The sequence below is a fragment of the Thiococcus pfennigii genome (assembly GCF_016583835.1).
Classification (GTDB): Bacteria; Pseudomonadota; Gammaproteobacteria; order Chromatiales; family Chromatiaceae; genus Thiococcus; species Thiococcus pfennigii.
Genome location: NZ_NRRW01000008.1, coordinates 16053 through 36483, shown reverse-complemented (window position 1 = coordinate 36483; position 20431 = coordinate 16053). Strand labels below are relative to the sequence as shown.

At 68.0% G+C, this 20431-nt stretch carries 26 protein-coding genes and 1 tRNA gene; 25 read left to right on the top strand and 2 right to left on the bottom strand.

Annotation, left to right across the window (positions count from 1 at the left end):
* Window positions 1-12 precede the first annotated feature (12 nt).
* The 16 genes from rplE to CKO41_RS04200 all read left to right on the top strand — a co-directional run bounded on the left by rplE (window position 13) and on the right by CKO41_RS04200 (window position 8847).
* Window positions 13-552, top strand: a complete 540-nt coding sequence (rplE, locus tag CKO41_RS04275) for a 50S ribosomal protein L5 (protein ID WP_200249753.1) — start codon at window positions 13-15, stop codon at window positions 550-552.
* A 9-nt stretch (window positions 553-561) separates the two neighbouring features.
* Window positions 562-867 carry a 30S ribosomal protein S14 gene (gene rpsN / locus CKO41_RS04270; RefSeq protein WP_200249755.1) on the top strand — a complete coding sequence of 102 codons (306 nt, stop codon included), beginning with the start codon at window positions 562-564 and terminating at the stop codon, window positions 865-867.
* 152 nt (window positions 868-1019) lie between these two features.
* On the top strand, window positions 1020-1415 hold the full coding sequence (rpsH, locus tag CKO41_RS04265) for a 30S ribosomal protein S8 (protein WP_200381384.1): 396 nt from the start codon (window positions 1020-1022) through the stop codon (window positions 1413-1415).
* Window positions 1416-1429: 14 nt separating this feature from the next.
* Window positions 1430-1966: a 50S ribosomal protein L6 gene (gene rplF / locus CKO41_RS04260; protein WP_200381360.1), complete on the top strand. Its 537-nt coding sequence runs from the start codon at window positions 1430-1432 to the stop codon at window positions 1964-1966.
* Window positions 1967-1975: 9 nt separating this feature from the next.
* Window positions 1976-2332 (top strand): 50S ribosomal protein L18, encoded by a 357-nt coding sequence (gene rplR, locus CKO41_RS04255; RefSeq protein WP_200249757.1) that lies wholly within the window; start codon window positions 1976-1978, stop codon window positions 2330-2332.
* A gap of 10 nt (window positions 2333-2342) precedes the next feature.
* On the top strand, window positions 2343-2849 hold the full coding sequence (gene rpsE / locus CKO41_RS04250; protein WP_200249758.1) for a 30S ribosomal protein S5: 507 nt from the start codon (window positions 2343-2345) through the stop codon (window positions 2847-2849).
* Between the two features lie 4 nt (window positions 2850-2853).
* A complete protein-coding gene (gene rpmD, locus CKO41_RS04245; RefSeq protein WP_200249759.1) occupies window positions 2854-3045 on the top strand; it encodes a 50S ribosomal protein L30 in 192 nt (63 codons plus the stop codon).
* Between the two features lies 1 nt (window position 3046).
* Window positions 3047-3481 carry a 50S ribosomal protein L15 gene (rplO, locus tag CKO41_RS04240; protein ID WP_200249760.1) on the top strand — a complete coding sequence of 145 codons (435 nt, stop codon included), beginning with the start codon at window positions 3047-3049 and terminating at the stop codon, window positions 3479-3481.
* A gap of 19 nt (window positions 3482-3500) precedes the next feature.
* Entirely contained in the window at window positions 3501-4853 is a 1353-nt protein-coding gene (gene secY / locus CKO41_RS04235; RefSeq protein WP_200249761.1) for a preprotein translocase subunit SecY, read from the top strand.
* 44 nt (window positions 4854-4897) lie between these two features.
* A complete protein-coding gene (rpmJ, locus tag CKO41_RS04230) occupies window positions 4898-5011 on the top strand; it encodes a 50S ribosomal protein L36 (protein ID WP_200249762.1) in 114 nt (37 codons plus the stop codon).
* 90 nt (window positions 5012-5101) lie between these two features.
* Window positions 5102-5458, top strand: coding sequence for a 30S ribosomal protein S13 (rpsM, locus tag CKO41_RS04225; RefSeq protein ID WP_200249764.1), 357 nt, complete (start codon window positions 5102-5104; stop codon window positions 5456-5458).
* A gap of 35 nt (window positions 5459-5493) precedes the next feature.
* Window positions 5494-5880, top strand: coding sequence for a 30S ribosomal protein S11 (gene rpsK, locus CKO41_RS04220; RefSeq protein WP_200249765.1), 387 nt, complete (start codon window positions 5494-5496; stop codon window positions 5878-5880).
* Window positions 5881-5901: 21 nt separating this feature from the next.
* Window positions 5902-6522, top strand: a complete 621-nt coding sequence (gene rpsD, locus CKO41_RS04215; protein ID WP_200249766.1) for a 30S ribosomal protein S4 — start codon at window positions 5902-5904, stop codon at window positions 6520-6522.
* 21 nt (window positions 6523-6543) lie between these two features.
* Window positions 6544-7557 carry a DNA-directed RNA polymerase subunit alpha gene (locus CKO41_RS04210; protein ID WP_200249768.1) on the top strand — a complete coding sequence of 338 codons (1014 nt, stop codon included), beginning with the start codon at window positions 6544-6546 and terminating at the stop codon, window positions 7555-7557.
* Between the two features lie 21 nt (window positions 7558-7578).
* Window positions 7579-7968, top strand: a complete 390-nt coding sequence (gene rplQ / locus CKO41_RS04205) for a 50S ribosomal protein L17 (protein WP_200249769.1) — start codon at window positions 7579-7581, stop codon at window positions 7966-7968.
* Between the two features lie 114 nt (window positions 7969-8082).
* On the top strand, window positions 8083-8847 hold the full coding sequence (locus tag CKO41_RS04200; protein WP_200249770.1) for an SAM hydrolase/SAM-dependent halogenase family protein: 765 nt from the start codon (window positions 8083-8085) through the stop codon (window positions 8845-8847).
* 456 nt (window positions 8848-9303) lie between these two features.
* Here the strand turns inward: CKO41_RS04200 and CKO41_RS04195 are convergent, their stop codons facing one another.
* Together CKO41_RS04195 and CKO41_RS04190 are read right to left on the bottom strand one after the other, a co-directional pair.
* Window positions 9304-10296 carry an acrylyl-CoA reductase family protein gene (locus CKO41_RS04195; RefSeq protein ID WP_200249771.1) on the bottom strand — a complete coding sequence of 331 codons (993 nt, stop codon included), beginning with the start codon at window positions 10294-10296 and terminating at the stop codon, window positions 9304-9306.
* A 31-nt stretch (window positions 10297-10327) separates the two neighbouring features.
* On the bottom strand, window positions 10328-11875 hold the full coding sequence (locus CKO41_RS04190) for a fumarate hydratase (protein ID WP_200381359.1): 1548 nt from the start codon (window positions 11873-11875) through the stop codon (window positions 10328-10330).
* Between the two features lie 145 nt (window positions 11876-12020).
* On the opposite strand from CKO41_RS04190, the gene CKO41_RS04185 reads away from it, so the two are divergent.
* The 9 genes from CKO41_RS04185 to CKO41_RS04145 all read left to right on the top strand — a co-directional run bounded on the left by CKO41_RS04185 (window position 12021) and on the right by CKO41_RS04145 (window position 19853).
* A tRNA-Val gene (locus tag CKO41_RS04185) sits at window positions 12021-12097 on the top strand.
* A 142-nt stretch (window positions 12098-12239) separates the two neighbouring features.
* Window positions 12240-14159: a threonine--tRNA ligase gene (thrS, locus tag CKO41_RS04180; RefSeq protein WP_200249774.1), complete on the top strand. Its 1920-nt coding sequence runs from the start codon at window positions 12240-12242 to the stop codon at window positions 14157-14159.
* 51 nt (window positions 14160-14210) lie between these two features.
* Window positions 14211-14756, top strand: coding sequence for a translation initiation factor IF-3 (infC, locus tag CKO41_RS04175; protein WP_476718487.1), 546 nt, complete (start codon window positions 14211-14213; stop codon window positions 14754-14756).
* Window positions 14757-14801: 45 nt separating this feature from the next.
* Window positions 14802-14996, top strand: coding sequence for a 50S ribosomal protein L35 (rpmI, locus tag CKO41_RS04170; RefSeq protein WP_200249775.1), 195 nt, complete (start codon window positions 14802-14804; stop codon window positions 14994-14996).
* Window positions 14997-15027: 31 nt separating this feature from the next.
* The gene (gene rplT / locus CKO41_RS04165; RefSeq protein WP_200249777.1) at window positions 15028-15390 is read left to right on the top strand and encodes a 50S ribosomal protein L20; all 363 of its coding nucleotides are present in this window, start codon (window positions 15028-15030) and stop codon (window positions 15388-15390) included.
* Window positions 15391-15584: 194 nt separating this feature from the next.
* Window positions 15585-16613, top strand: a complete 1029-nt coding sequence (gene pheS, locus CKO41_RS04160) for a phenylalanine--tRNA ligase subunit alpha (protein ID WP_200249779.1) — start codon at window positions 15585-15587, stop codon at window positions 16611-16613.
* A 203-nt stretch (window positions 16614-16816) separates the two neighbouring features.
* Window positions 16817-19195 (top strand): phenylalanine--tRNA ligase subunit beta, encoded by a 2379-nt coding sequence (gene pheT / locus CKO41_RS04155; protein WP_200381358.1) that lies wholly within the window; start codon window positions 16817-16819, stop codon window positions 19193-19195.
* Window positions 19196-19198: 3 nt separating this feature from the next.
* Window positions 19199-19498 (top strand): integration host factor subunit alpha, encoded by a 300-nt coding sequence (gene ihfA, locus CKO41_RS04150; RefSeq protein WP_015281660.1) that lies wholly within the window; start codon window positions 19199-19201, stop codon window positions 19496-19498.
* On the top strand, window positions 19479-19853 hold the full coding sequence (locus CKO41_RS04145) for a MerR family transcriptional regulator (RefSeq protein ID WP_200249782.1): 375 nt from the start codon (window positions 19479-19481) through the stop codon (window positions 19851-19853). The genes ihfA and CKO41_RS04145 overlap by 20 nt, the downstream gene beginning before the upstream one ends.
* Window positions 19854-20431 lie beyond the last annotated feature (578 nt).

Sequence of the window (20431 nt, the reverse complement as noted above, 5' to 3'; positions counted from 1 at the left end):
GGTATGGGAGCCATGTCGAGATTACGAGACATCTATCGCGACGAGATCGTCGGCCAGCTGAAGGACCGCTTCGGCTACGGCACCGTCATGCAGGTACCGCGGATCGAGAAGATCACGCTGAACATGGGTGTCGGCGAGGCGATCGCGGACAAGAAGATCATGGACAACGCCGTCAACGATCTGCGCGCCATCTCTGGCCAGCAGCCGATCGTGACGAAGGCCCGCAAGTCGGTCGCCGGGTTCAAGATCCGCGAGGGCTGGCCGATCGGCTGCAAGGTGACCCTGCGGCGCGAACGGATGTACGAGTTCCTCGATCGCCTGATCAATGTCGCGATCCCGCGTGTCCGCGACTTCCGTGGCCTGAATCCGAAGGCCTTCGACGGGCGCGGCAACTACTCGCTCGGCATTCGTGAGCAGATCGTGTTTCCCGAGGTCGACTACGACAAGATCGATGCGCTGCGCGGGCTCGACATCACGATCACGACGACGGCGCGCAGCGACGACGAGGGGCGCGCGCTGCTTGAGGCGTTCAAGTTTCCGTTCCGGAATTGAGGATCGATCATGGCGAAGAAGAGCATGGTGGCGCGGGATGTGAAGCGCGTCCGCACGGCTGCGCGGTACGCCGCCAAGCGGGCCGCCCTGAAGGCGCAGATCGCCGATCGCACGGCGTCGCCGGAGGCCATCGACGAGGCCATGCAGCAGTTGCAGCGGCTGCCGCGTGATGCGAGCCCGACCCGCCAGCAGCGGCGTTGCCGTGTCAGCGGCCGCCCGCACGCGGTCTATCGCAAGTTCGGCCTCGGGCGCAACAAGCTGCGCGAGGCGGTGATGCGCGGCGACGTCCCCGGGGTCGTCAAGGCGAGTTGGTGACACGCGCGGACGTCCGCCGTGCGCGCGGCACGGCGGACATCGGCCCGCGGCAGGAGAGGGCGGCGCACCCGGTGCTGGGCACGCCGCCCGCTGATTTTTGTTTTTCTTGGGGTATCGCGCCGGCACGGCGGCCTGACCCCTGGAGTGTCGATATGAGTATGTCGGATCCGATCGCGGATATGCTGACGCGTATCCGCAACGGGCAGATTCGTAGCAAGATCACGATCACGATGCCCTCGTCGAAGCAGAAGGTCGCGATCGCGCAACTGCTGAAGGACGAAGGCTATATCACCGACGCGTCGGTCGAGGGCGAGGGTGCGAAGCCGACCCTGGTCCTGAAGCTGAAGTACTACCGCGGCAAGCCCGTCATCGAGTATGTCAAGCGCGTCTCGCGCCCCGGCCTGCGGATCTATCGCGGCAAGGACGAACTGCCGAAGGTCTGGGGCGGGCTCGGCATTGCCATCGTCTCCACGTCTCAGGGTCTGATGACCGACCGGGCTGCGCGCAAGGCGGGCCACGGCGGTGAGATCCTGGCCTACGTGGCCTAACGGAGGTTGCCGCCATGTCACGCGTTGCAAAGGCCCCCATCACCGTCCCGAAGGGCGTCGCCGTCGAGATCGCCGGCCAGTCCGTCCAGGTCAAGGGTCCGAAGGGCACCATGAACTGGATCGTCCACCCGAAGGTCGCCGTCACCCAGGCCGAAGGCGAACTGCGGGTCGCCCCGGCCCGCGAGGGCGATCAGACGTCCTGGGCGCAGGCCGGTACGACCCGAGCGCTGCTCAATAACATGGTCGTCGGCTGCGGCAGCGGCTTCGTGCGCAAGCTCAACCTGGTCGGTGTCGGCTACCGCGCCCAGGCGCAGGGCCGGGTCCTGAACCTGGCGCTCGGCTTCTCGCACCCGATCAATTTCGCGGTGCCCGAGGGCATCGAGATCGCGACGCCGTCGCCGACCGAGATCCAGGTCAGCGGTGCCGACAAGCAGCAGGTCGGCCAGGTCGCCGCCGAGATCCGTCGCCTCCGGCCGCCGGAGCCCTACAAGGGCAAGGGCGTGCGGTACGCCGACGAAGAGGTCGTGCGTAAAGAGGCGAAGAAAAAGTAGGGTCGAGAGATGGATAAGAAGCAAGCACGTCTACGCCGCGCCACGCGCGCCCGGGCCAAGATCCGCGAACTCGGTGCCTACCGTCTGTGCGTGCACCGCACGCCGCGGCACATGTACGCCCAGATCATCGCGCCGGATAGCGGCCATGTGGTCGCGAGCGCCTCGACGGCCGAGAAGGTCCTTCGCGAGGGGATCGCCGGACCGCTCGGCAACGCGACGGCGGCCGCCGCCATCGGCAAGGCGATCGCCGAGCGGGCGCGCGCGGCTGGGGTCGAGTCGGTGGCCTTCGATCGCTCGGGCTTTCGCTATCACGGCCGGGTCAAGGCATTGGCCGACGCGGCGCGCGAAAACGGACTGCAATTCTAGGGGCTGAGCTATGGCGAATTTCAATCAACGGCCTGAGGGCGACGAGCTGCTCGAGAAGCTCGTGACCGTCAATCGCGTGGCCAAGGTGGTCAAGGGCGGTCGGCAGTTCGGCTTCGCCGCGCTGACCGTCGTCGGCGACGGCAAGGGGCGGGTCGGCTTCGGCACCGGCAAGGCCCGCGAGGTGCCCGTCGCGATCCAGAAGGCGATGGAGAGCGCGCGCAAGAACATGATCGACGTCAAGCTCAATGGCACGACCCTCCAGTATCCGCTGAACGGGCGGCACGGTGCGGCGCGCGTGTTCATGCAGCCGGCGTCCGAAGGTACCGGCATCATCGCCGGCGGCGCGATGCGCGCGGTCTTCGAGGTCCTCGGCGTGCAGAACGTGCTCGCCAAGTGCATCGGCACGAATAACCCGATCAATGTCGTGCGCGCCACCGTGGCGGGTCTCCAGGGGATGAAGGATCCCGAGACCATGGCCGCGAAGCGTGGCAAGACGGTCGCAGAGATCCTGGGGTGAGGCGATGGCTGAGAAGACGATGATGAGGGTCACGCTGGTGCGCAGCGTGCACGGTCGGTTGGCCTCGCACAAGGCGTGCGTCCGAGGCCTCGGCCTGCGGCGCATGCACCAGGTCGTCGAGGTCGAGGACACGCCCTGCACCCGCGGGATGGTGAACAAGGTCTCCTACATGGTCAAGGTCCTGGAGGAATCCTGAGATGCGCCTCAACGATATCGCCCCCGCGCCGGGGAGCAGGAGCGCGCCGAAGCGTGTCGGTCGCGGGATCGGCAGCGGTCTGGGCAAGACCTGCGGCCGCGGCCACAAGGGCCAGAAGGCGCGCGCCGGCGGCTTCCACAAGGTCGGCTTCGAGGGCGGTCAGATGCCGCTGCAGCGACGCCTGCCGAAGGTCGGTTTCCGCTCGCGCAAGGCGCTCGTTCGCGACGAGATTCGGCTCCAGGAGTTGGCGGCGGTCCCCGGCGATGTCGTCGACCTGCCGGCGCTGATCGCCGCGAACGTCGTGCGACGCGACACCAAGTACGTCAAGGTCATCGCCTCGGGCAAGCTCGAGCGACCGGTGACCGTGCGTGGTATTCCCGTGACCAAGGGTGCTCGGGCCGCGATCGAGGCGGCGGGCGGCCGGGTCGAAGACTGAAGCGAGGTCGGCGGTACTCATGGCCAAGAACACCTCTTCGATGGTGGGTGCGCTCGGTGGCATGGGCCACCTGAAGGAGCTGCGGCAGCGCCTGTTCTTCGTGCTCGGCGCGCTGCTCGTGTATCGGATCGCTACCTTTATCCCGGTGCCGGGAGTGAACCCGGAGGCCTTGGCCGCGCTCTTCGATCAGAATCAGGGCTCGATGCTCGATCTGTTCAATATGTTCTCCGGCGGCGCCCTGGAACGGGCGAGCGTCGTGGCGCTCGGCATCATGCCCTACATCTCGGCGTCGATCATCATGCAGATGATGACGGCCGTGATCCCGAAGCTCGAGCAGTTGAAGAAGGAGGGCGAGTCGGGGCGACGCAAGATCACGTCCTACACCCGTTACGGGACCCTGTTCCTGGCGACCTTCCAGGCGATCGGCATCTCGGTCGCGCTGCAGGGCCAGGCGGTCGCCGGTTCGTCGATCGTGACGCAGACGGGCTTCGGCTTCGTCTTCACGGCGACGGTCTCGCTCGTGACCGGGACCATGTTCCTGATGTGGCTCGGCGAACAGATCACCGAGCGGGGCATCGGCAACGGCATCTCGCTGATCATCTTCGCCGGTATCGTCGCGGGCCTGCCCGGGGCAGCGGGCGGTACGCTCGAGCTGGTGCGTACCGGCGAGATGAACGCGCTGGCGGTGCTGGCGATCTTCGCCCTGGCGCTGGCCGTGACGGCCTTCGTCGTGTTCGTCGAGCGCGGCCAGCGGCGGATCACGGTGAACTACGCCCGGCGTCAGCAGGGCCGGAAGCTGATGGCCGCCCAGAGCACGCACCTGCCGCTGAAGCTCAACATGGCCGGCGTCATTCCGCCGATCTTCGCCTCCAGCATCATCTTGTTCCCAGGTACCCTGGGTCAGTGGTTCGGCAGTTCGGAGGACATGCGCTGGCTCGCGGACTTCGCCGCCAAGCTCTCGCCGGGCGAGCCGATCTACGTCCTGCTCTACGCGAGCGCGATCGTCTTCTTCTGTTTCTTCTATACGGCGTTGATCTTCAACCCGAAGGACACGGCGGATAATCTCAAGCGCTCCGGGGCCTTCATCCCCGGGATTCGCCCCGGGGAACAGACGGCGCGCTACATCGACTCGGTGATGACGCGCCTGACGGCCGCCGGCGCCATCTACATCACGGGCGTCTGTCTGCTGCCGGAGTTCCTGATCCTGGGTTGGAATGTGCCCTTCTACTTCGGTGGTACGTCGCTGCTGATCGTCGTCGTCGTGACGATGGACTTCATGGCCCAAGTGCAGGCCCATCTGGTATCGCACCAGTACGAGGGGCTGATGAAGAAGGCCAACCTCAAGGCCCCTGGGGCCGGCATGCTGCGCTGAGCCGTGCCGCGTCGGACCAACCCTAAGAATCTCGGAGTGAGACCATGAAAGTGCGAGCCTCAGTCAAGCGCATCTGCCGAAACTGCAAGATCATCAAGCGAAACGGTACCGTGCGCGTCATCTGCAAGGATCTGCGGCACAAGCAACGGCAGGGTTAGCCGTAGGCGCCTCTTGACGTGTCGCTAATTGTTGTTAAACTGCCCTGTTCACGTCCGCGGCAGAATTCAAGGACCGGGAGCTAATTCGTTATGGCCCGTATTGCCGGTGTCAACATCCCTGATAGAAAGCACGCCGTCATCGCCCTGACGGCGATCTACGGCATCGGTCGTACCCGTGCCGGCGAGATCTGCGACGCGGCCGGCGTGGCCCGCAACGCGCGGGTCCACAGCCTGACCGAAGACGAGGTCGAGCGCCTGCGTGCCGCGGTCGCCAAGTACACGGTCGAGGGCGATCTGCGGCGAGAGGTCTCGATGAACATCAAGCGGCTGATGGATCTCGGCTGCAACCGCGGCATCCGTCATCGCCGCGGGTTGCCGCTGCGGGGCCAGCGTACCCGCACCAACGCCCGTACCCGCAAGGGTCCGCGGCGCCCGATCAAGCGATAAGGCGCGGCTGCGCGCAGAACGTCTGGTAATAGCCGATGGCAAAACCCGCTCGTACGAAGAAAAAGGTCAAGAAGACGGTCGTGGACGGTATCGCCCATGTCCACGCGTCGTTCAACAACACCATCATCACGATCACCGATCGCCAGGGCAATGCGCTCGCGTGGGCGACCTCGGGTGGCTCGGGGTTCCGCGGTTCGCGCAAGAGCACGCCGTTCGCCGCGCAGGTCGCGGCCGACAAGGTCGGGCAGGCGGTGAAGGAGTTCGGTCTGAAGAACCTCGATGTGAACGTGAAGGGGCCGGGCCCCGGGCGCGAGTCCGCCGTGCGGGCGCTCAACAACGCCGGCTTCAAGGTCACCAGCATCACAGACGTGACGCCGATCCCCCACAACGGCTGCCGCCCGCCGAAGAAGCGGCGCGTGTAGGAGACGACTCTAGGAAGCGATATGGCAAGGTATATTGGTCCGACCTGCAAGCTGGCGCGGCGCGAAGGGACAGATCTCGGTCTCAAGAGCCGGGCGCGGGCGCTCGATTCGAAGTGCAACCTCGAGAAGATGCCGGGCCAGGCCGGCGATCGGCGGCGGCGCCTCTCCGACTATGGCGTGCAGTTGCGCGAGAAGCAGAAGGTGCGCCGCATCTATGGCGTCATGGAACGGCAGTTCCGCAACTACTACAAGAAGGCGGCCCGCACCAAGGGTGCGACCGGCGAGATCCTCTTGCAGTTGCTCGAACGCCGGCTCGATAACGTCGTCTATCGCATGGGCTTCGGCGCGACGCGGGCCGAGGCCCGCCAGCTCGTCTCCCACAAGGGGATCATGGTCAACGGGCGCGTCGTCAACATCCCGTCCTACCAGGTCGCCGCCGAGGACCAGGTCGAGGTGCGCGAGAAGGCCGGCAAGCAGGTGCGTGTCCAGAACGCCTTGGCGTTGGCCGAGCAGTACGGCTTCCCGGATTGGGTCGAGGTCGACACGAAGGGCCTGAAGGGCGTCTTCAAGCGTATCCCGGACCGCGCCGATCTCGCGGCGGATATCAACGAGTCGCTGATCGTCGAGCTGTACTCCAAGTAAGGAGTGACAGGGGGTTGATGCATGGCTGAAGCTGTTGGCGACTTTCTCAAGCCGCGGGCGATACGTGTCGAGCCGGTCGATGGGAGCCTGAATCACGCGCGCATCTCGCTCGAGCCCCTCGAGCGGGGCTACGGGCATACGCTCGGCAACGCCCTGCGGCGGGTGCTCCTCTCGTCGATGAGCGGTTGCGCGATCACCGAGGTGGAGATCCAGGGGGTCCTGCACGAATACACGACGCTCGAGGGTGTGCAGGAGGATGTCCTGGAGATCCTCCTGAATCTCAAGGATGTCGCGATCTCGCTGAGCGGCAAGGACGAGGCGACCTACACGCTGAGCAAGAGCGGCCCCGGTGTCGTCACGGCCGGCGACATCGCGTTGGATCATGCCGGGACCGTGCACAACCCGGATCTGGTCATCGCCAACATCTCGGGCTCGGTCGAGCTGAGCATGTCGCTGACGGTACGCCGCGGTATCGGCTACGAGCCGGCGGCACAGCGCGAGGGCTTCGGGTCCGAGGATCGGCCGATCGGCAAGCTGCAGATCGACGCCTCCTTCAGCCCGGTGCGCCGTGTCGCGATCGAGGTGCAGGCGGCGCGCGTCGAGCAGCGCACGGATCTCGACCGGTTGGTCATCGACCTGGAGACCAACGGCACGCTCGAGCCGCGCACGGCGATCCAGACCGCGGCCCAAATCCTGCGCGATCAGCTCTCGAGCTTCATCGCGCTGGAGGGCAGCGACCTGGCCGACGCCCAGGAGCCGGTCGGCAGCAAGACGCCCGAGTGGGATCCGATCCTGCTGCGTCCGGTCGACGACCTGGAACTGACGGTCCGCTCGGCGAATTGCCTGAAGGCCGAGAACATCTATCTGATCGGCGATCTCATCCAGCGCACTGAGGTGGAGCTGCTCAAGACCCCGAATCTGGGCAAGAAGTCGCTCACCGAGATCAAGGACGTGCTGGCGACGCGCGGGCTGTCGCTGGGTATGCGGCTGGAGAACTGGCCGCCCGAGAACATCGACGAATTGACCATTCGCTAAAGTAGGACTCAGGACAGGATCATGCGTCACCGTAACGCCGGAAGGCAACTCAATCGCACGAGCGCTCACCGCGAGGCGATGTTTCGGAACATGGCCAATGCCCTCTTTCGCCACGAACTCATCAAGACGACCCTGCCGAAGGCCAAGGACCTGCGCCGCGTCGCCGAGCCCTTGATCACGTTGGCGAAGGATGATTCCGTGCACGCGCGGCGCCTCGCGTTCGCGCGTCTGCGCGACAAGGAAATGGTCGGCAAGCTCTTCGCCGAACTCGGTCCCCGCTATCAGGCGCGCCCCGGCGGCTACCTGCGGATCCTCAAGTGTGGCTACCGTGCCGGCGACGCCGCGCCGATGGCCTACGTGGAACTCGTCGATCGCCCGGAGGAAGTCGTTGACGCCGAGGTCGTCGACTGAGGTGCCGCGGGCCGGGACCCGTGTGGTCCCGGCGGCGGTGACGCGCGAGACCGGGCCTCGGCCCGGTCTCTTCGTTTTCGGCGTCCGTCCCGGCCCTCGGGTGGGGTGCCCCTGATGCTGGCCGGGCGAGTCGCGCGGATCGCGCTGCTGACCGATTTCGGCGTCGGTCCCTATGTCGGCCAACTGCGGCTGCTGCTCGGCGCCGAGGTGCCCGACTGCCCGGTCGTCGACCTGATCCACGACCTGCCCGCGTTTCGCCCCGACCTCGCGGCCTATCTGCTTCCGGCCCTGCTCCGCGACCTGCCGCCGGCGTGCCTGCATCTGTGCATCGTCGACCCTGGGGTCGGCGGGCCGCGCGAGGTACTGCTGGTGCGGGCCGGCGGCCACTGGCTGATGGGTCCGGACAATGGCCTGCTCGCGCTCGTCGCCCGTCGGGCGACCGGGGGCGCGGTCTGGCGACTCGATTGGCGCCCGCCGCGGATGTCGGCGAGCTTCCACGGGCGCGACCTCTTCGTGCCGCTCGCGGTGCGGGCGTTGCGCGGGGAGGCGCTCGGGGCCGTCGCGCGCGCGCCCGACGCGCTGGTCGGTGCGGACTGGCCCGACGAGCGCTCGGCGATCATCTACTGCGACCACTACGGCAACCTGATGACCGGGCTGCGTGCCGAGGCCGTCGCGTCGGGTGCGCGGATCCGCGCCGGCGGGCGGCTGCTCGCCCGGGCGCGGACCTTCTGCGAGGTGCCGCCCGGCGAGGGGTTCTGGTACGTCAATGCATTCGGCCTGATCGAACTGGCCGTCAATCAGGGGTCGGCGGCCCGGGTCCTCGGCCTCGGGCCGGGCGACCCCGTGGACCTATCGACCGCCGACCCGCCCGCAACGTAGGGCGGGAAAGCGCAGCGCATCCCGCCGTCGTTAGAAAGCGCAGCGCATCCCGCCGTTGTCGGAAAGTGCCGCGCATCCCGCCATCCGCCAACCCGACCTCGGACGCCCCGGGTGTAGGCGACGATTCAGGGACGACGGGTCGATCTTCTTGGAACTGCGAAACACGCGAAGAGGCCGAATCTGCGCCGGATGGTCCGCTGTCTTTCGCGACCGTCGGTGCATTTCGTCATTTCTTGTCTTGCCGGCGCGTGCTTCGATCGTTTCTGCACCGTTCCTCAGGAACGATTCCCGGAAACGCGGTACGACTCGACCACCGATGTCGGGTTGCGCTGAGCGAGCCGGGTATCGCGTCGCCGCCTGTCGCGTTGTGGCGCGCGCCAACCGGTTCTACGCGAGGGTCGCCGTGGCGGAGCGACTGGTCCGACGCGAGCTGACGTCCGGAGGCCAACGGCGCCGTCAGTCGTTCAGGGCGACCAGGGTCCGCCCATGGATTCGACCGGCGAGCAGACGCTCGAAGGCATCGGGCAGGTCGGCGAGCGAGAGGGTCTCGGTCAGGATCTCATCGAGATGGCGCGGCTGCCAGTCGCTCGCCAGGTGTTGCCAGATCTCGCGCCGCAGCGCCCCCGGCACGTCGACCGAGTTGATCCCGAGCAGGCTCACGCCGCGCAGGATGAAGGGCATCACGGTTGTCACGAGTTCGGCCCCGCCGGCGAGCCCGATGGCGGCGATGCTGCCCGAGGGGACGACGGTGCGGGTGATGCGCGCGAGCATCGCGCCGCCGACGTTGTCGATGGCGCCGCCCCAAATTGCCGTTTCCAGTGGTCGGTCGCCGCCGGGCAACTCCTCACGCCCTAGCACTTGCGTTGCCCCCAGCCCCCGGAGCCAGTCTGCGAGTGCCGCCTTGCCGGAGACGGCGGTGACCTCGTAGCCCTGCTGGCTCGCGAGATCGATCGCAATCGAGCCGACGCCACCGCTCGCGCCGGTGACGAGCAGCGGGCCGAGCCCCGGGTGCTGGCCGTTGACCTGCATGCGATGCAGCGCGAGGGCCGCCGTGAAGCCGGCGGTGCCGAGGATCATCGCACGGCGTGCGTCCAGGCCGAGCGGCATCGGCACCAGCCAGTCGGCCGGTGCGCAGAGGTAGCGGGCGTAGCCGCCATCGTGGTCGAAGCTCAGGCCGAAGCCACCGGCGATGACGGTGTCGCCCTCGCGAAGGCCGGTGTCGCGGCTGCGCACGACGGTCCCGGCCGCATCGACGCCGCCGGTCAGCGGAAACCGGCGCAGGATCTTGCCGCGACCGGTGCCGGCGAGCGCGTCCTTGTAGTTGATCCCCGAGTAGTCGACCTGGATCAGGACCTCGCCGGCCTGTGGCTCGGGCAGCGGCAGGGACTCGATCCGGGCGCGGTAGCCCTGCTCGTCGTTGTGGATGCGCAGCGCGGGATAGGTGGTCATGAACGGGCCTCCTGACTGGACGTTGGTGGGCTCATGTGACGACGACCGGGATCTTGCCGATGCGCTGGCGCCACTCGGCTGGGCCGCTCGTGTGGATCGACTCGCCGCGGGTATCGACGGCGACCGTGACGGGCATGTCGCGGACCTCGAACTCGCGGATCGCCTCCATCCCGAGGTCGGCGAAGGCGATTGGCCGCGACGAGCGGATCGCCTTGGAGACCAGATAGGCGGCCCCGCCGACGGCGACCAGGTACACGGCGCCGTGGCGTTGGATCGCCTCGATCGCCGCCGGGCCGCGTTCGGCCTTGCCGATCATGCCGAGGAGGCCGGTGCGGGCGAGGACGGTATCGGTGAACTTGTCCATCCGCGTCGCCGTCGTCGGGCCGGCCGGGCCGACGACCTCGTCGCGGACGGGGTCGACCGGGCCGACGTAGTAGATGAAGCGCCCGCGCAGGTCGACCCCGTCGGGCAGCGCCTCGCCGCGCTCGAGCAGATCGACGAGCCGCTTGTGCGCCGCGTCGCGCCCGGTCAGCAGGTGTCCGGAGAGCAGCAGTCGCTCGCCCGGCCGCCAGTGGGCGATCTCTTCTCGGGTGACCCGATCGAGGTCGACGCGCCGCGCCCCGGCGCCGGCCTCCCAGGCGACCTCGGGCCAGTCGGCCAGCGCCGGCGGCGTCAATTCGGCCGGGCCGTGGCCGTCGAGCGTGAATTCCAGGTGGCGGGTCGCCGCGCAATTGGGGATCAGCGCGACCGGCAGGGACGCGGCATGGGTCGGGAAGTCGCGGATCTTGACATCGAGGACCGTCGTCAGGCCGCCGAGGCCCTGGGCGCCGATGCCGAGGGCGTTGACCTTCTCGTAGAGCTCCAGGCGCAGGGCCTCGAGCGGGTCGCGGGCGCCGCGGGCCTGGAGTTCGTGGATGTCGATGTGCTCCATCAGCGCCTCCTTGGCGAGCAGCATGGCCTTCTCCGCCGAGCCGCCGATGCCGATCCCGAGCATCCCCGGCGGGCACCAGCCGGCGCCGAGCGTCGGGACGGTGCGCAGCACCCAGTCGACCAGGCTGTCGCTCGGGTTCAGGACCGCGAAGCGCGCCTTGTTCTCCGAGCCGCCGCCCTTGGCCGCCAGGCGCACCCGGACGCGGTTGCCGGGCACCAGCGTCTGGTGCACGACGGCCGGCGTGTTGTCGCCCGTGTTCTTGCGGGCGCCGAGCGGCGGGGCGACCATCGATGCGCGCAGGACATTGTCCGGGTCCGTGTAGGCGCGTCGCACGCCGGCGTCGACCATCGCCTGGAGGCTCAGGTCGGTCTCCCAGCGGACGTCCATGCCGACCTCGACGAAGGCCACGACCATGCCGGTATCCTGGCAGATCGGCCGGTGACCCTCGGCGCACATCCGCGAGTTGACGAGGATCTGGGCCATCGCGTCGCGGGCGGCCGGCGACGCTTCGCGAGCGTAGGCCTCGGTCAGCGCGCGCAGGTAGTCCGGCGGATGGTAGTAGGAGATGTACTGGAGGGCCTCGGCGATGCTCTGGATGAAGTCTCCCTTCTGGATCGGCGGGGGGCTGGCGGTCGGTCCTGGTGTCATGGCGCGGATCGCTCCCGGTTGGCGGCGAGGTCCCGTGTGGGGCAGGCGGCTCGTGGGGGTCTGATTATAGCGACTGAGCGGAACCCTGTCCGAGGGGCTTGCACGCGACGACGCGCCCTTGTATAGTTGCCAGCTCTTGAGCGACAGGCGCGTAGCTCAGTTGGTTAGAGCACCACCTTGACATGGTGGGGGTCGTTGGTTCGAGTCCAATCGCGCCTACCAAATGCCGGGCCGGCGGTCCGTGGCGATCCGGGTCCCTCGCGGCCGTTCCGGCGGTCGTCGGGGCAATCGTCACGACCGCCGGCCTCTCCTTTTCGATCATGTGATCCCTCGTATCGATCACCACTGACGCCCGAGCCCCGCCATGCCGCAGATCACCCTCCCGGACGGTTCCCAGCGCCACTTCCCGGCTCCCCTCTCGATCCAGGACATCGCCGCGTCGATCGGCCCCGGGCTGGCCAAGGCCGCCCTCGCCGGGCGCGTCGACGGTCGGCTCGTCGATACCGCCCACGTCGTCGACGAGGACGCCTCGGTCGCGATCGTCACGAACAAGGACGAGGCCGAGGCCCTCGAACTGCTGCGCCACGATGCCGCGCATGTGATGGCCCAGGCCGTTCAAGAGCTCTATCCGGGCACCCAGGTGACGATCGGCCCGGCGATCGAGGACGGCTTCTACTACGACTTCGCCCGCGCCGAGCCCTTCACCCCCGATGACCTGGTCGCGATCGAGGCGCGGATGCGCGAGATCGTCGCGCGCGACCTGCCGATCGTGCGCGAGGTCCTCGACCGCGAGGAGGCCAAGGCCCTGTTCGCCGGCATGGGCGAGCACTACAAGGTCGAGATCATCGAGGAGATCATCCCGCCCGGCGAGCCGGTCTCCATCTATCGTCAGGGCGATTGGCTCGACGTCTGCCGCGGGCCGCACCTGCCGAGCACCGGGCGTCTCGGCAACGCCTTCAAGCTGATGAAGGTGGCCGGCGCCTACTGGCGCGGCGACTCGCGCAACCCCATGTTGCAGCGCATCTATGGGACCGCTTGGCGCGACAAGAAGGAGCTCGCGGCCTACCTGCACCGCCTCGAGGAGGCCGAGCGGCGCGACCACCGCAAGCTCGGCAAGGCGCTCGACCTGTTCCACTTCCAGGACGAGGCCCCAGGCATGGCCTTCTGGCATGGACGCGGGCGCACCCTCTATCGCCTGGTCGAAGGCTACATGCGCGAGCGGCTCGGCGAGTACGGCTACGAGGAGATCGAGACCCCGCAGGTCCTCGATCGCTCGCTGTGGGAGCGCTCGGGGCACTGGGAGAAGTTCGCGGCGGACATGTTCACGACCCAGGTCGACGAGCGCGACTACGCGATCAAGCCGATGAACTGCCCGGGCCACATCCAGCTCTACAATCAGGGCCTCAAGAGCTACCGCGACCTGCCGCTGCGACTCGCCGAGTTCGGCGTCGTCCACCGCAACGAGCCCTCCGGCACGTTGCACGGCCTGATGCGCGCGCGCCGCTTCACGCAGGACGATGCCCACGTCTTCTGCACCGAGGGGCAGCTCCAGGCCGAGGTGGCGACCCTGATCGACATGGTCTTCGAGACCTATCGCGACTTCGGCTTCGAGGAGATCGAACTCGCCCTCTCGACCCGCCCGGAGCGGCGCGTCGGCAGCGATGCCCTCTGGGACAAGGGCGAGGCGGCCCTCGATCGGTCGCTGCGCAGCAAGGGCTTGGACTTCATCGTCAAGCCGGGCGAGGGCGCCTTCTACGGCCCCAAGATCGAGTTCACGCTGCGCGACAGCATCGGCCGCCACTGGCAATGCGGTACGATCCAGGTCGATTTCTCGATGCCCGGGCGGCTCGGCGCGCACTACATCGCCGAGGACAACAGCCGCCAGGTGCCGGTCATGATCCATCGTGCCGTCCTCGGCTCGATGGAACGCTTCATCGGCATCCTGATCGAGCACTACGCCGGCGCCCTGCCGCTGTGGTTGGCGCCGGTGCAGGCCGTCGTCCTCAATATCACCGACCGCCAGGCGTCGTATGTCGGCGAGGTCGTTAACGCGTTGCGCCGAAAGGGCTTCCGTGTCGAGGCCGACTTGAGAAACGAGAAGATCGGCTATAAAATCCGCGAGCACACCCTGCAGAAGGTCCCCTATCTGCTCGTGGCCGGGGATCGCGAGGTCGAGCAACGCACCCTCGCCGTTCGTGACCGCCAGGGTCGGGACCTCGGGGTGCTCGACCTCGATGCCTTGATCGCCCGGTTGGGCGACGAGGTCGCGAGTCGACGTCACTGATCGCGTCGCGGCGCGGGCCGTCTTGGGGAAGTTCGGCCCGCTGCGGCGGTATTGTCTTGTCTTCTGGAGGAATCGGCGATCGCTGCACCAAAGAGAAACCGCGTCAACAAAGAGATCAATGTCCCGGAAGTGCGCCTGATCGGCGCCGACGGCAACCAGATCGGGATCGTCAAGATCCGTGACGCCATCGAGCAGGCGGAACAGGAAGGCCTCGATCTCGTCGAGATCGTCCCGACCTCGGAACCACCCGTCTGCCGCATCATGGACTTCGGCAAGTTTCTCTTCGATCAGAAAAAGAAGAAGTCCGAGGCCAGGAAGAAGCAGAAGCAGATTCAGATCAAGGAGATGAAGTTCCGTCCCGGGACGGACGAGGGAGACTATCAGGTCAAGCTGCGCAACCTGATGCGTTTCCTCAACGACGGGGACAAGGCCAAGGTGACCATGCGCTTTCGCGGTCGCGAGCACGCCCATCGCGAGTTGGGCCTCGAGCTGCTGCGGCGCATCGAGCAGGACCTGGCCGAGGTCAGCATCGTCGAACAGCAGCCCCTGATGGAGGGGCGGCAGATGGTCATGGTGCTGGGCCCCAAGAAGAAGTGACGGCCGCGGGTGCCGCCACGATAATTTGCAATAGCGGAGTCATGAATGCCCAAGCTCAAGAGCAACCGCGGCGCGGCCAAGCGTTTCACCCGCACCGCCGGCGGTTTCAAACGGGCCGCCTCGCATCGGCGGCACATCCTCACGAAGAAGAGCACCAAGCGCAAACGTCAGCTGCGTGCCCCGGCTCAGCTTCACCCGTCGGACGTGAAGGCGGCGATACGGATGCTGCCTTACTGCTGACCTCGACCGAGCAAGAGACCGGAGTACTGCCATGCCGAGAGTAAAGCGCGGTGTCACCGCACGTGCCCGCCACAAGAAGGTCCTCAACGAGGCGAAGGGCTATTACGGCGCCCGTAGCAAGGTCTACCGGGTCGCCAAGCAGGCCGTCATCAAGGCCGGCCAATACGCCTATCGCGACCGCCGCCAGAAGAAGCGGCAGTTTCGTGCCCTGTGGATCGTGCGCATCAATGCCGCGGCCCGCGACAATGGCCTGTCTTACAGCCGCCTGATCGAGGGCCTGAAGAAGGCCGGTGTCGAGGTCGATCGCAAGGTCCTGGCCGACATCGCCTATCACGACCAGGTCGGCTTCGCCGCCATCGCCGCGCAGGCCAAGGCGGCCCTCGCCGCGGCCTGAGATCGGCGCGGGGCCACCCCCCGGTGCCGTCGAGAGGGGGAAAGGCGGCGAAGCGGTCTTTCCCTCTCTGCGTCATCACCGCCCCCTAGGCGCCCGCTCGCGGGCGATCCCCGCTCGGCCCGCGGAGTGCGCACGAGCCCGTCGTGCGCGAGGCCGTGCCCCGGGGCGGCCCTCACAGCTGGATACCGACGAGCATGGCGGAAGAAGACATCGCAATCGAGCCCCTGTGCGAGGAGGCGTGCGCCGAGATCGCGGCGGCCGCCGACCTGGCCGCCCTCGATCAGGCGCGGGTGCGCTATCTCGGCAAGAACGGCCGCCTCACGGCCCTGCTGAAGGGGCTGGGCCGGCTGTCTCCGGAGGCGCGACCGCAGGCCGGGCAGGCCATCAACCGGGCCAAGCAGGCCGTCCAGGCGGCCCTCGACGAGCGTCGGGTGGGCCTCGAGGCGGCGGCGCTGGCCGCGCGGCTCGCCGCGGCGCGTATCGACCCGACCCTGCCGGGTCGCGGACAGACCCCCGGCGGCCTGCACCCGATCACGCGCACGATGCAGCGCATCGAACGGCTGTTCGCGAACGCCGGCTTCACGAGCGCCGAGGGGCCAGAGGTCGAGGACGACTACCACAACTTCGCCGCCCTCAACATCCCCGAGCATCACCCGGCGCGGGCGATGCACGACACCTTCTACTTCGACGCCCATCGGCTGCTGCGTACCCATACCTCGCCGGTACAGATCCGCGTGATGGAGACGCAGGCGCCGCCGATCAAGGTCATCGCCCCAGGGCGGGTCTATCGCTGCGACTCGGACCTGACCCACACACCGATGTTCCATCAGGTCGAGGGGCTCCTGGTCGACGAGGGGGTGAGCTTCGCCGACCTCAAGGGCGTGCTCTACGACTTCCTGACCCGGTTCTTCGAGCGCGATCTCGACCTGCGTTTTCGCCCATCGTACTTCCCCTTCACCGAGCCCTCGGCGGAGGTCGACATCCAGTGCGTCATCTGCGGCGGCTCCGGCTGCCGGGTCTGCAAGCAGACCGGCTGGCTCGAGGTCCTCGGCTGCGGCTCCGTCCATCCGGAGGTCTTCCGCCAGGTCGGCATCGATTCCGAACGCTGGCTCGGCTATGCCTTCGGCATGGGCGTCGAGCGCCTCGCGATGCTGCGCTACGGGATCGACGACATCCGGCTGTATTTCGAGAACGACCTGCGTTTCTTGCGGCAGTTCGCCTAGCGGGGACCTCGAAGGGTTGCCATCCGGGCAATCTTTCAAGGCGCGAAGCGACGATGCGATGGCCGCTTCGCTTCCTTTTCGGTCGCTCAGCGGGACTGAAGATGGGGGCCTCCTGCCCGACACGGGCGATCCGTTTCCGCCGTCTCGCGCACCCGCCCGGTGCGGCCTGCGAGCGGTACCCTTTCAGCGAGTTGGATTAGACGATGCGATTCAGTGTGGCCTGGCTGCGCGAGTGGGTCGATCCGCCGATCGATGCCCAGACCCTTGCCGATCAACTCAGTATGGCTGGCCTGGAGGTCGACGCGATCGAGCCCGCGGCGCCGGCCTTCAGCGGCGTCGTCGTCGGCGAGGTCCTGGCCCTGGAGCCGCACCCCAACGCCGACAAGCTGCGTGTCTGCACGGTCGCGGTGGGGCAGGGCGAGCCGCTCCCGATCGTCTGCGGGGCGGCCAATGTCGCCCAGGGCATGCGGGTGGCGGTCGCCCTGGTCGGCGCCGTCCTGCCCGGGGGCTTCAAGATCAAGAGGGCCAAGCTGCGCGGCGTCGAGTCCCTCGGGATGATCTGCTCGGCCGCCGAACTCGGCCTGGCGGAATCCTCGAACGGCATCCTGGCCCTGCCCGCGCAGGCGCCGCTCGGCGAGGACCTGCGCACCTACCTGAACCTCGATGACAGCTGCATCGAGGTCGATCTGACCCCGGACCGCGGCGACTGCCTGGGCCTGGCCGGGATCGCCCGGGAGGTCGCGGCGATCAACCGCGTGGCGCTGCGCACGCCGCCGATCACGCCGGTGGCGGCGACGATCGACGAGCGCCCCGCGGTGCGGTTGGAGGCCCCGGAGGCCTGTCCGCGCTACGCCGCCCGCGTCGTGCGCGGCATCGATCCCGCCGCCGAGACGCCGCTGTGGCTGCGCGAGCGGCTGCGCCGCAGCGGGTTGCGGGCCATCCATCCGGTCGTCGACATCACCAACTATGTGATGCTCGAACTCGGCCAGCCGATGCATGGCTTCGACCTCGCCCGGATCGAGGAGGGCATCCGCGTGCGCCTGGCGCGCGAGGGCGAGCGGCTCAGCCTCCTCAACGGCGAGGAGTTGACGCTGCGCGGCGACAGCCTGGTGATCGCCGATGCCGAGCGGCCGCTCGCGCTCGCCGGGATCATGGGCGGCGAGGGCTCGGGCGTCACGGCCGCGACGCGCGATGTCCTCTTCGAGAGCGCCTTCTTCGCCCCGACGGCGATCGCCGGCAAGGCGCGCAGCTACGGCCTGCATACCGACTCCTCGCACCGCTACGAGCGCGGCGTCGACCCTGAACTCCAGGTCCGCGCCCTCGAGCGGGCCACCGAGCTCCTGCTCGCGATCGCCGGCGGGGCGCCCGGCCCGGTCGTCGACTGCGTCGCCGCCGACCAGCTGCCGCGGCGCGCAGCGCTGACGCTGCGCCGGGCGCGGATCGGCGAGGTCCTGGGGATCGCCCTCGAGGACACCCTCGTCGAGGACCTGCTCGCGCGCCTGGGGATGGAGGTCGCGCCCTTGCCCGAGGGCTGGTCGGTGCGCCCGCCGAGCCGTCGCTTCGACCTGGTCCTGGAGGTCGACCTGATCGCCGATCTCGGGCGCCTCTACGGCTACGACCGCATCCCGGTGCGACGCGCCTGCACCGCCGCCGTCGCCCACCTGCCCGAGGAGACCGGCTTCGACCTCGAGCGGGCCAAGCTGGCCCTGGTCGAGCGCGGCTATTTCGAGGTCATCACCTACAGCTTCGTCAGTCCCGACCTCCAGGCCCTGCTCGACCCGGCGGCGACCCCGCTCGTCCTCGCCAATCCGCTGTCGGCGGAGATGGCCGCGATGCGCACCAGCCTCTGGCCGGGCCTGTTGCAGGCGGCGCGCCAGAACCTGGCCCGCCAGCAGCCGCGGCTGCGCCTCTTCGAGAGCGGCCTGCGCTTTCGCAACGAGGCCGACGGCCTGCATCAGGAGCCGGTCCTCGGTGGGCTGCTGTTCGGTGACGCCGTGCCGGAGCAGTGGGGCGAGCCGGGTCGGGCCGTCGACTTCTACGACCTGAAGGGCGACCTGGAGGCGCTGCTGCGCCTGACCGGCCGGCCGCAGGTCTTCCGCTTCGTCCCGGGCGAGCTCGCGGTCCTGCATCCCGGTCAGACCGCGCGCATCGAACGCGACGGCCGGCCGGTCGGCGTCGCCGGGCTGCTGCACCCGGCCATCGCCGCGCGGCTCGACATCGCCGGCGACGTCTTCCTCTTCGAGCTGGCCCTCGGGCCGCTGCTCGATGGGGCGCTGCCGGTCTTCCGGCCGCTGTCGAAATTCCCGGTGATCCGCCGCGACCTCGCCCTGGTGCTGGACGAGGCGATCCCCTATGAACGTGTTCGTGACTGTATCGCCGAGGCGGCCGGTACGCTGCTCCGCGAGCTGGTCCTGTTCGATGTCTACCGCGGCGAGAAGATCGCTCCCGGATGCAAAAGTCTCGCTTTGGGATTGATTTTACAAGCTTCTTCTCAGACACTTACGGATCAGGAAGTGGACAGCGTCCTGGAGGGCGTGCTGGCGCGCCTCGCCGGCGATCTGGGTGCAAGGTTGAGGAGCTGAGCGATGGCACTGACGAAGGCCGAGATGGCCGAGCACCTCTTCGAGGTGCTGGGATTGAATAAACGCGAGGCCAAGGACATGGTCGAGATGTTCTTCGAGGAGATTCGGGCGGCCCTGGAGCGCGGCGAGCAGGTCAAGCTCTCGGGCTTCGGCAACTTCGATCTCCGCGCGAAGAAGGAGCGGCCGGGGCGAAACCCGAAGACGGGCGAAGAGATCCCGATCACCGCACGTCGCGTCGTCACCTTCCGCCCGGGACAGAAGCTGAAATCACGGGTCGAAGCCTATGCCGGACCCAAGCCGTAAGGAAGGGGAAGGGGCCGGCGACGGCCTCCCGCCGATCCCGGGCAAACGCTACTTCACGATCGGCGAGGTCAGCGAGCTGTGCGGCGTCAAGCCGCACGTGCTGCGCTATTGGGAACAGGAGTTCCAGCAGCTCAAGCCCGTCAAGCGGCGGGGCAACCGCCGCTACTACCAGCGCCATGATGTCCTGATGGTGCGCCAGATCCGCAACCTCCTCTACGAACAGGGCTTCACGATCGGTGGCGCCCGCCTCCAACTCTCCGGCGAGGGCGCTCGCCAGGACGCCTCCCAGAGCCAGCAGATCGTCCGCCAACTCATCTCCGAGCTCGAGGACATCCACGACGTGCTGAAGCGCTGACGTCGCCGGCCGCCGGGTTACGCCCCGTGGGCTAATCCGACGGCCTCGCACCCGAAAAAGAGGGCTCGCGCAGGTCGGGTTAGGCGCGCTCGCACGGCCTTCGATGCGAAAGACCAGGCTGGTCGCGCGCCGTAACCCGACACCGGCCTCGACGGGGGCTCGTTGCCGGTCGTCGGGTTACGCCCCGAGGGGCTAACCCGACCTACGCCCTTGCACCCGAAAAAGAGATCTCGCGCAGAGACGCAAAGGCGCAGAGCGCGTAGGTCGGGTTAGGCGCGCTCGCACGGCCTTCGATGCGAGAGACCAGGCTGGCCGCGCGCCGTAACCCGACACCGGCCTCGACGGGGGCTCGTTGCCGGCCGTCGGGTTACGCCCTGAGGGGCTAACCCGACCTACGCCCTTGCACCCGAAAAAGAGATCTCGCGCAGAGACGCAAAGGCGCAGAGCGCGTAGGTCGGGTTAGGCGCGCTCGCACGGCCTTCGATGCGAAAGACCAGGCTGGCCGCGAGCCGTAACCCGACACCGGCCTTGATGGGGGCTCGTTGCCGGCCGTCGGGTTACGCCCTGAGGGGCTAACC

Bases quoted from the DNA above. Each gene is read 5' to 3' on its own strand.
- rplE (WP_200249753.1), top strand. From the start codon at position 13: ATGTCGAGATTACGAGACATCTATCGCGACGAGATCGTCGGCCAGCTG.
- rpsN (WP_200249755.1), top strand. From the start codon at position 562: ATGGCGAAGAAGAGCATGGTGGCGCGGGATGTGAAGCGCGTCCGCACG.
- rpsH (WP_200381384.1), top strand. From the start codon at position 1,020: ATGAGTATGTCGGATCCGATCGCGGATATGCTGACGCGTATCCGCAAC.
- rplF (WP_200381360.1), top strand. From the start codon at position 1,430: ATGTCACGCGTTGCAAAGGCCCCCATCACCGTCCCGAAGGGCGTCGCC.
- rplR (WP_200249757.1), top strand. From the start codon at position 1,976: ATGGATAAGAAGCAAGCACGTCTACGCCGCGCCACGCGCGCCCGGGCC.
- rpsE (WP_200249758.1), top strand. From the start codon at position 2,343: ATGGCGAATTTCAATCAACGGCCTGAGGGCGACGAGCTGCTCGAGAAG.
- rpmD (WP_200249759.1), top strand. From the start codon at position 2,854: ATGGCTGAGAAGACGATGATGAGGGTCACGCTGGTGCGCAGCGTGCAC.
- rplO (WP_200249760.1), top strand. From the start codon at position 3,047: ATGCGCCTCAACGATATCGCCCCCGCGCCGGGGAGCAGGAGCGCGCCG.
- secY (WP_200249761.1), top strand. From the start codon at position 3,501: ATGGCCAAGAACACCTCTTCGATGGTGGGTGCGCTCGGTGGCATGGGC.
- rpmJ (WP_200249762.1), top strand. From the start codon at position 4,898: ATGAAAGTGCGAGCCTCAGTCAAGCGCATCTGCCGAAACTGCAAGATC.
- rpsM (WP_200249764.1), top strand. From the start codon at position 5,102: ATGGCCCGTATTGCCGGTGTCAACATCCCTGATAGAAAGCACGCCGTC.
- rpsK (WP_200249765.1), top strand. From the start codon at position 5,494: ATGGCAAAACCCGCTCGTACGAAGAAAAAGGTCAAGAAGACGGTCGTG.
- rpsD (WP_200249766.1), top strand. From the start codon at position 5,902: ATGGCAAGGTATATTGGTCCGACCTGCAAGCTGGCGCGGCGCGAAGGG.
- CKO41_RS04210 (WP_200249768.1), top strand. From the start codon at position 6,544: ATGGCTGAAGCTGTTGGCGACTTTCTCAAGCCGCGGGCGATACGTGTC.
- rplQ (WP_200249769.1), top strand. From the start codon at position 7,579: ATGCGTCACCGTAACGCCGGAAGGCAACTCAATCGCACGAGCGCTCAC.
- CKO41_RS04200 (WP_200249770.1), top strand. From the start codon at position 8,083: ATGCTGGCCGGGCGAGTCGCGCGGATCGCGCTGCTGACCGATTTCGGC.
- CKO41_RS04195 (WP_200249771.1), bottom strand. From the start codon at position 10,296: ATGACCACCTATCCCGCGCTGCGCATCCACAACGACGAGCAGGGCTAC.
- CKO41_RS04190 (WP_200381359.1), bottom strand. From the start codon at position 11,875: ATGACACCAGGACCGACCGCCAGCCCCCCGCCGATCCAGAAGGGAGAC.
- thrS (WP_200249774.1), top strand. From the start codon at position 12,240: ATGCCGCAGATCACCCTCCCGGACGGTTCCCAGCGCCACTTCCCGGCT.
- rpmI (WP_200249775.1), top strand. From the start codon at position 14,802: ATGCCCAAGCTCAAGAGCAACCGCGGCGCGGCCAAGCGTTTCACCCGC.
- rplT (WP_200249777.1), top strand. From the start codon at position 15,028: ATGCCGAGAGTAAAGCGCGGTGTCACCGCACGTGCCCGCCACAAGAAG.
- pheS (WP_200249779.1), top strand. From the start codon at position 15,585: ATGGCGGAAGAAGACATCGCAATCGAGCCCCTGTGCGAGGAGGCGTGC.
- pheT (WP_200381358.1), top strand. From the start codon at position 16,817: ATGCGATTCAGTGTGGCCTGGCTGCGCGAGTGGGTCGATCCGCCGATC.
- ihfA (WP_015281660.1), top strand. From the start codon at position 19,199: ATGGCACTGACGAAGGCCGAGATGGCCGAGCACCTCTTCGAGGTGCTG.
- CKO41_RS04145 (WP_200249782.1), top strand. From the start codon at position 19,479: ATGCCGGACCCAAGCCGTAAGGAAGGGGAAGGGGCCGGCGACGGCCTC.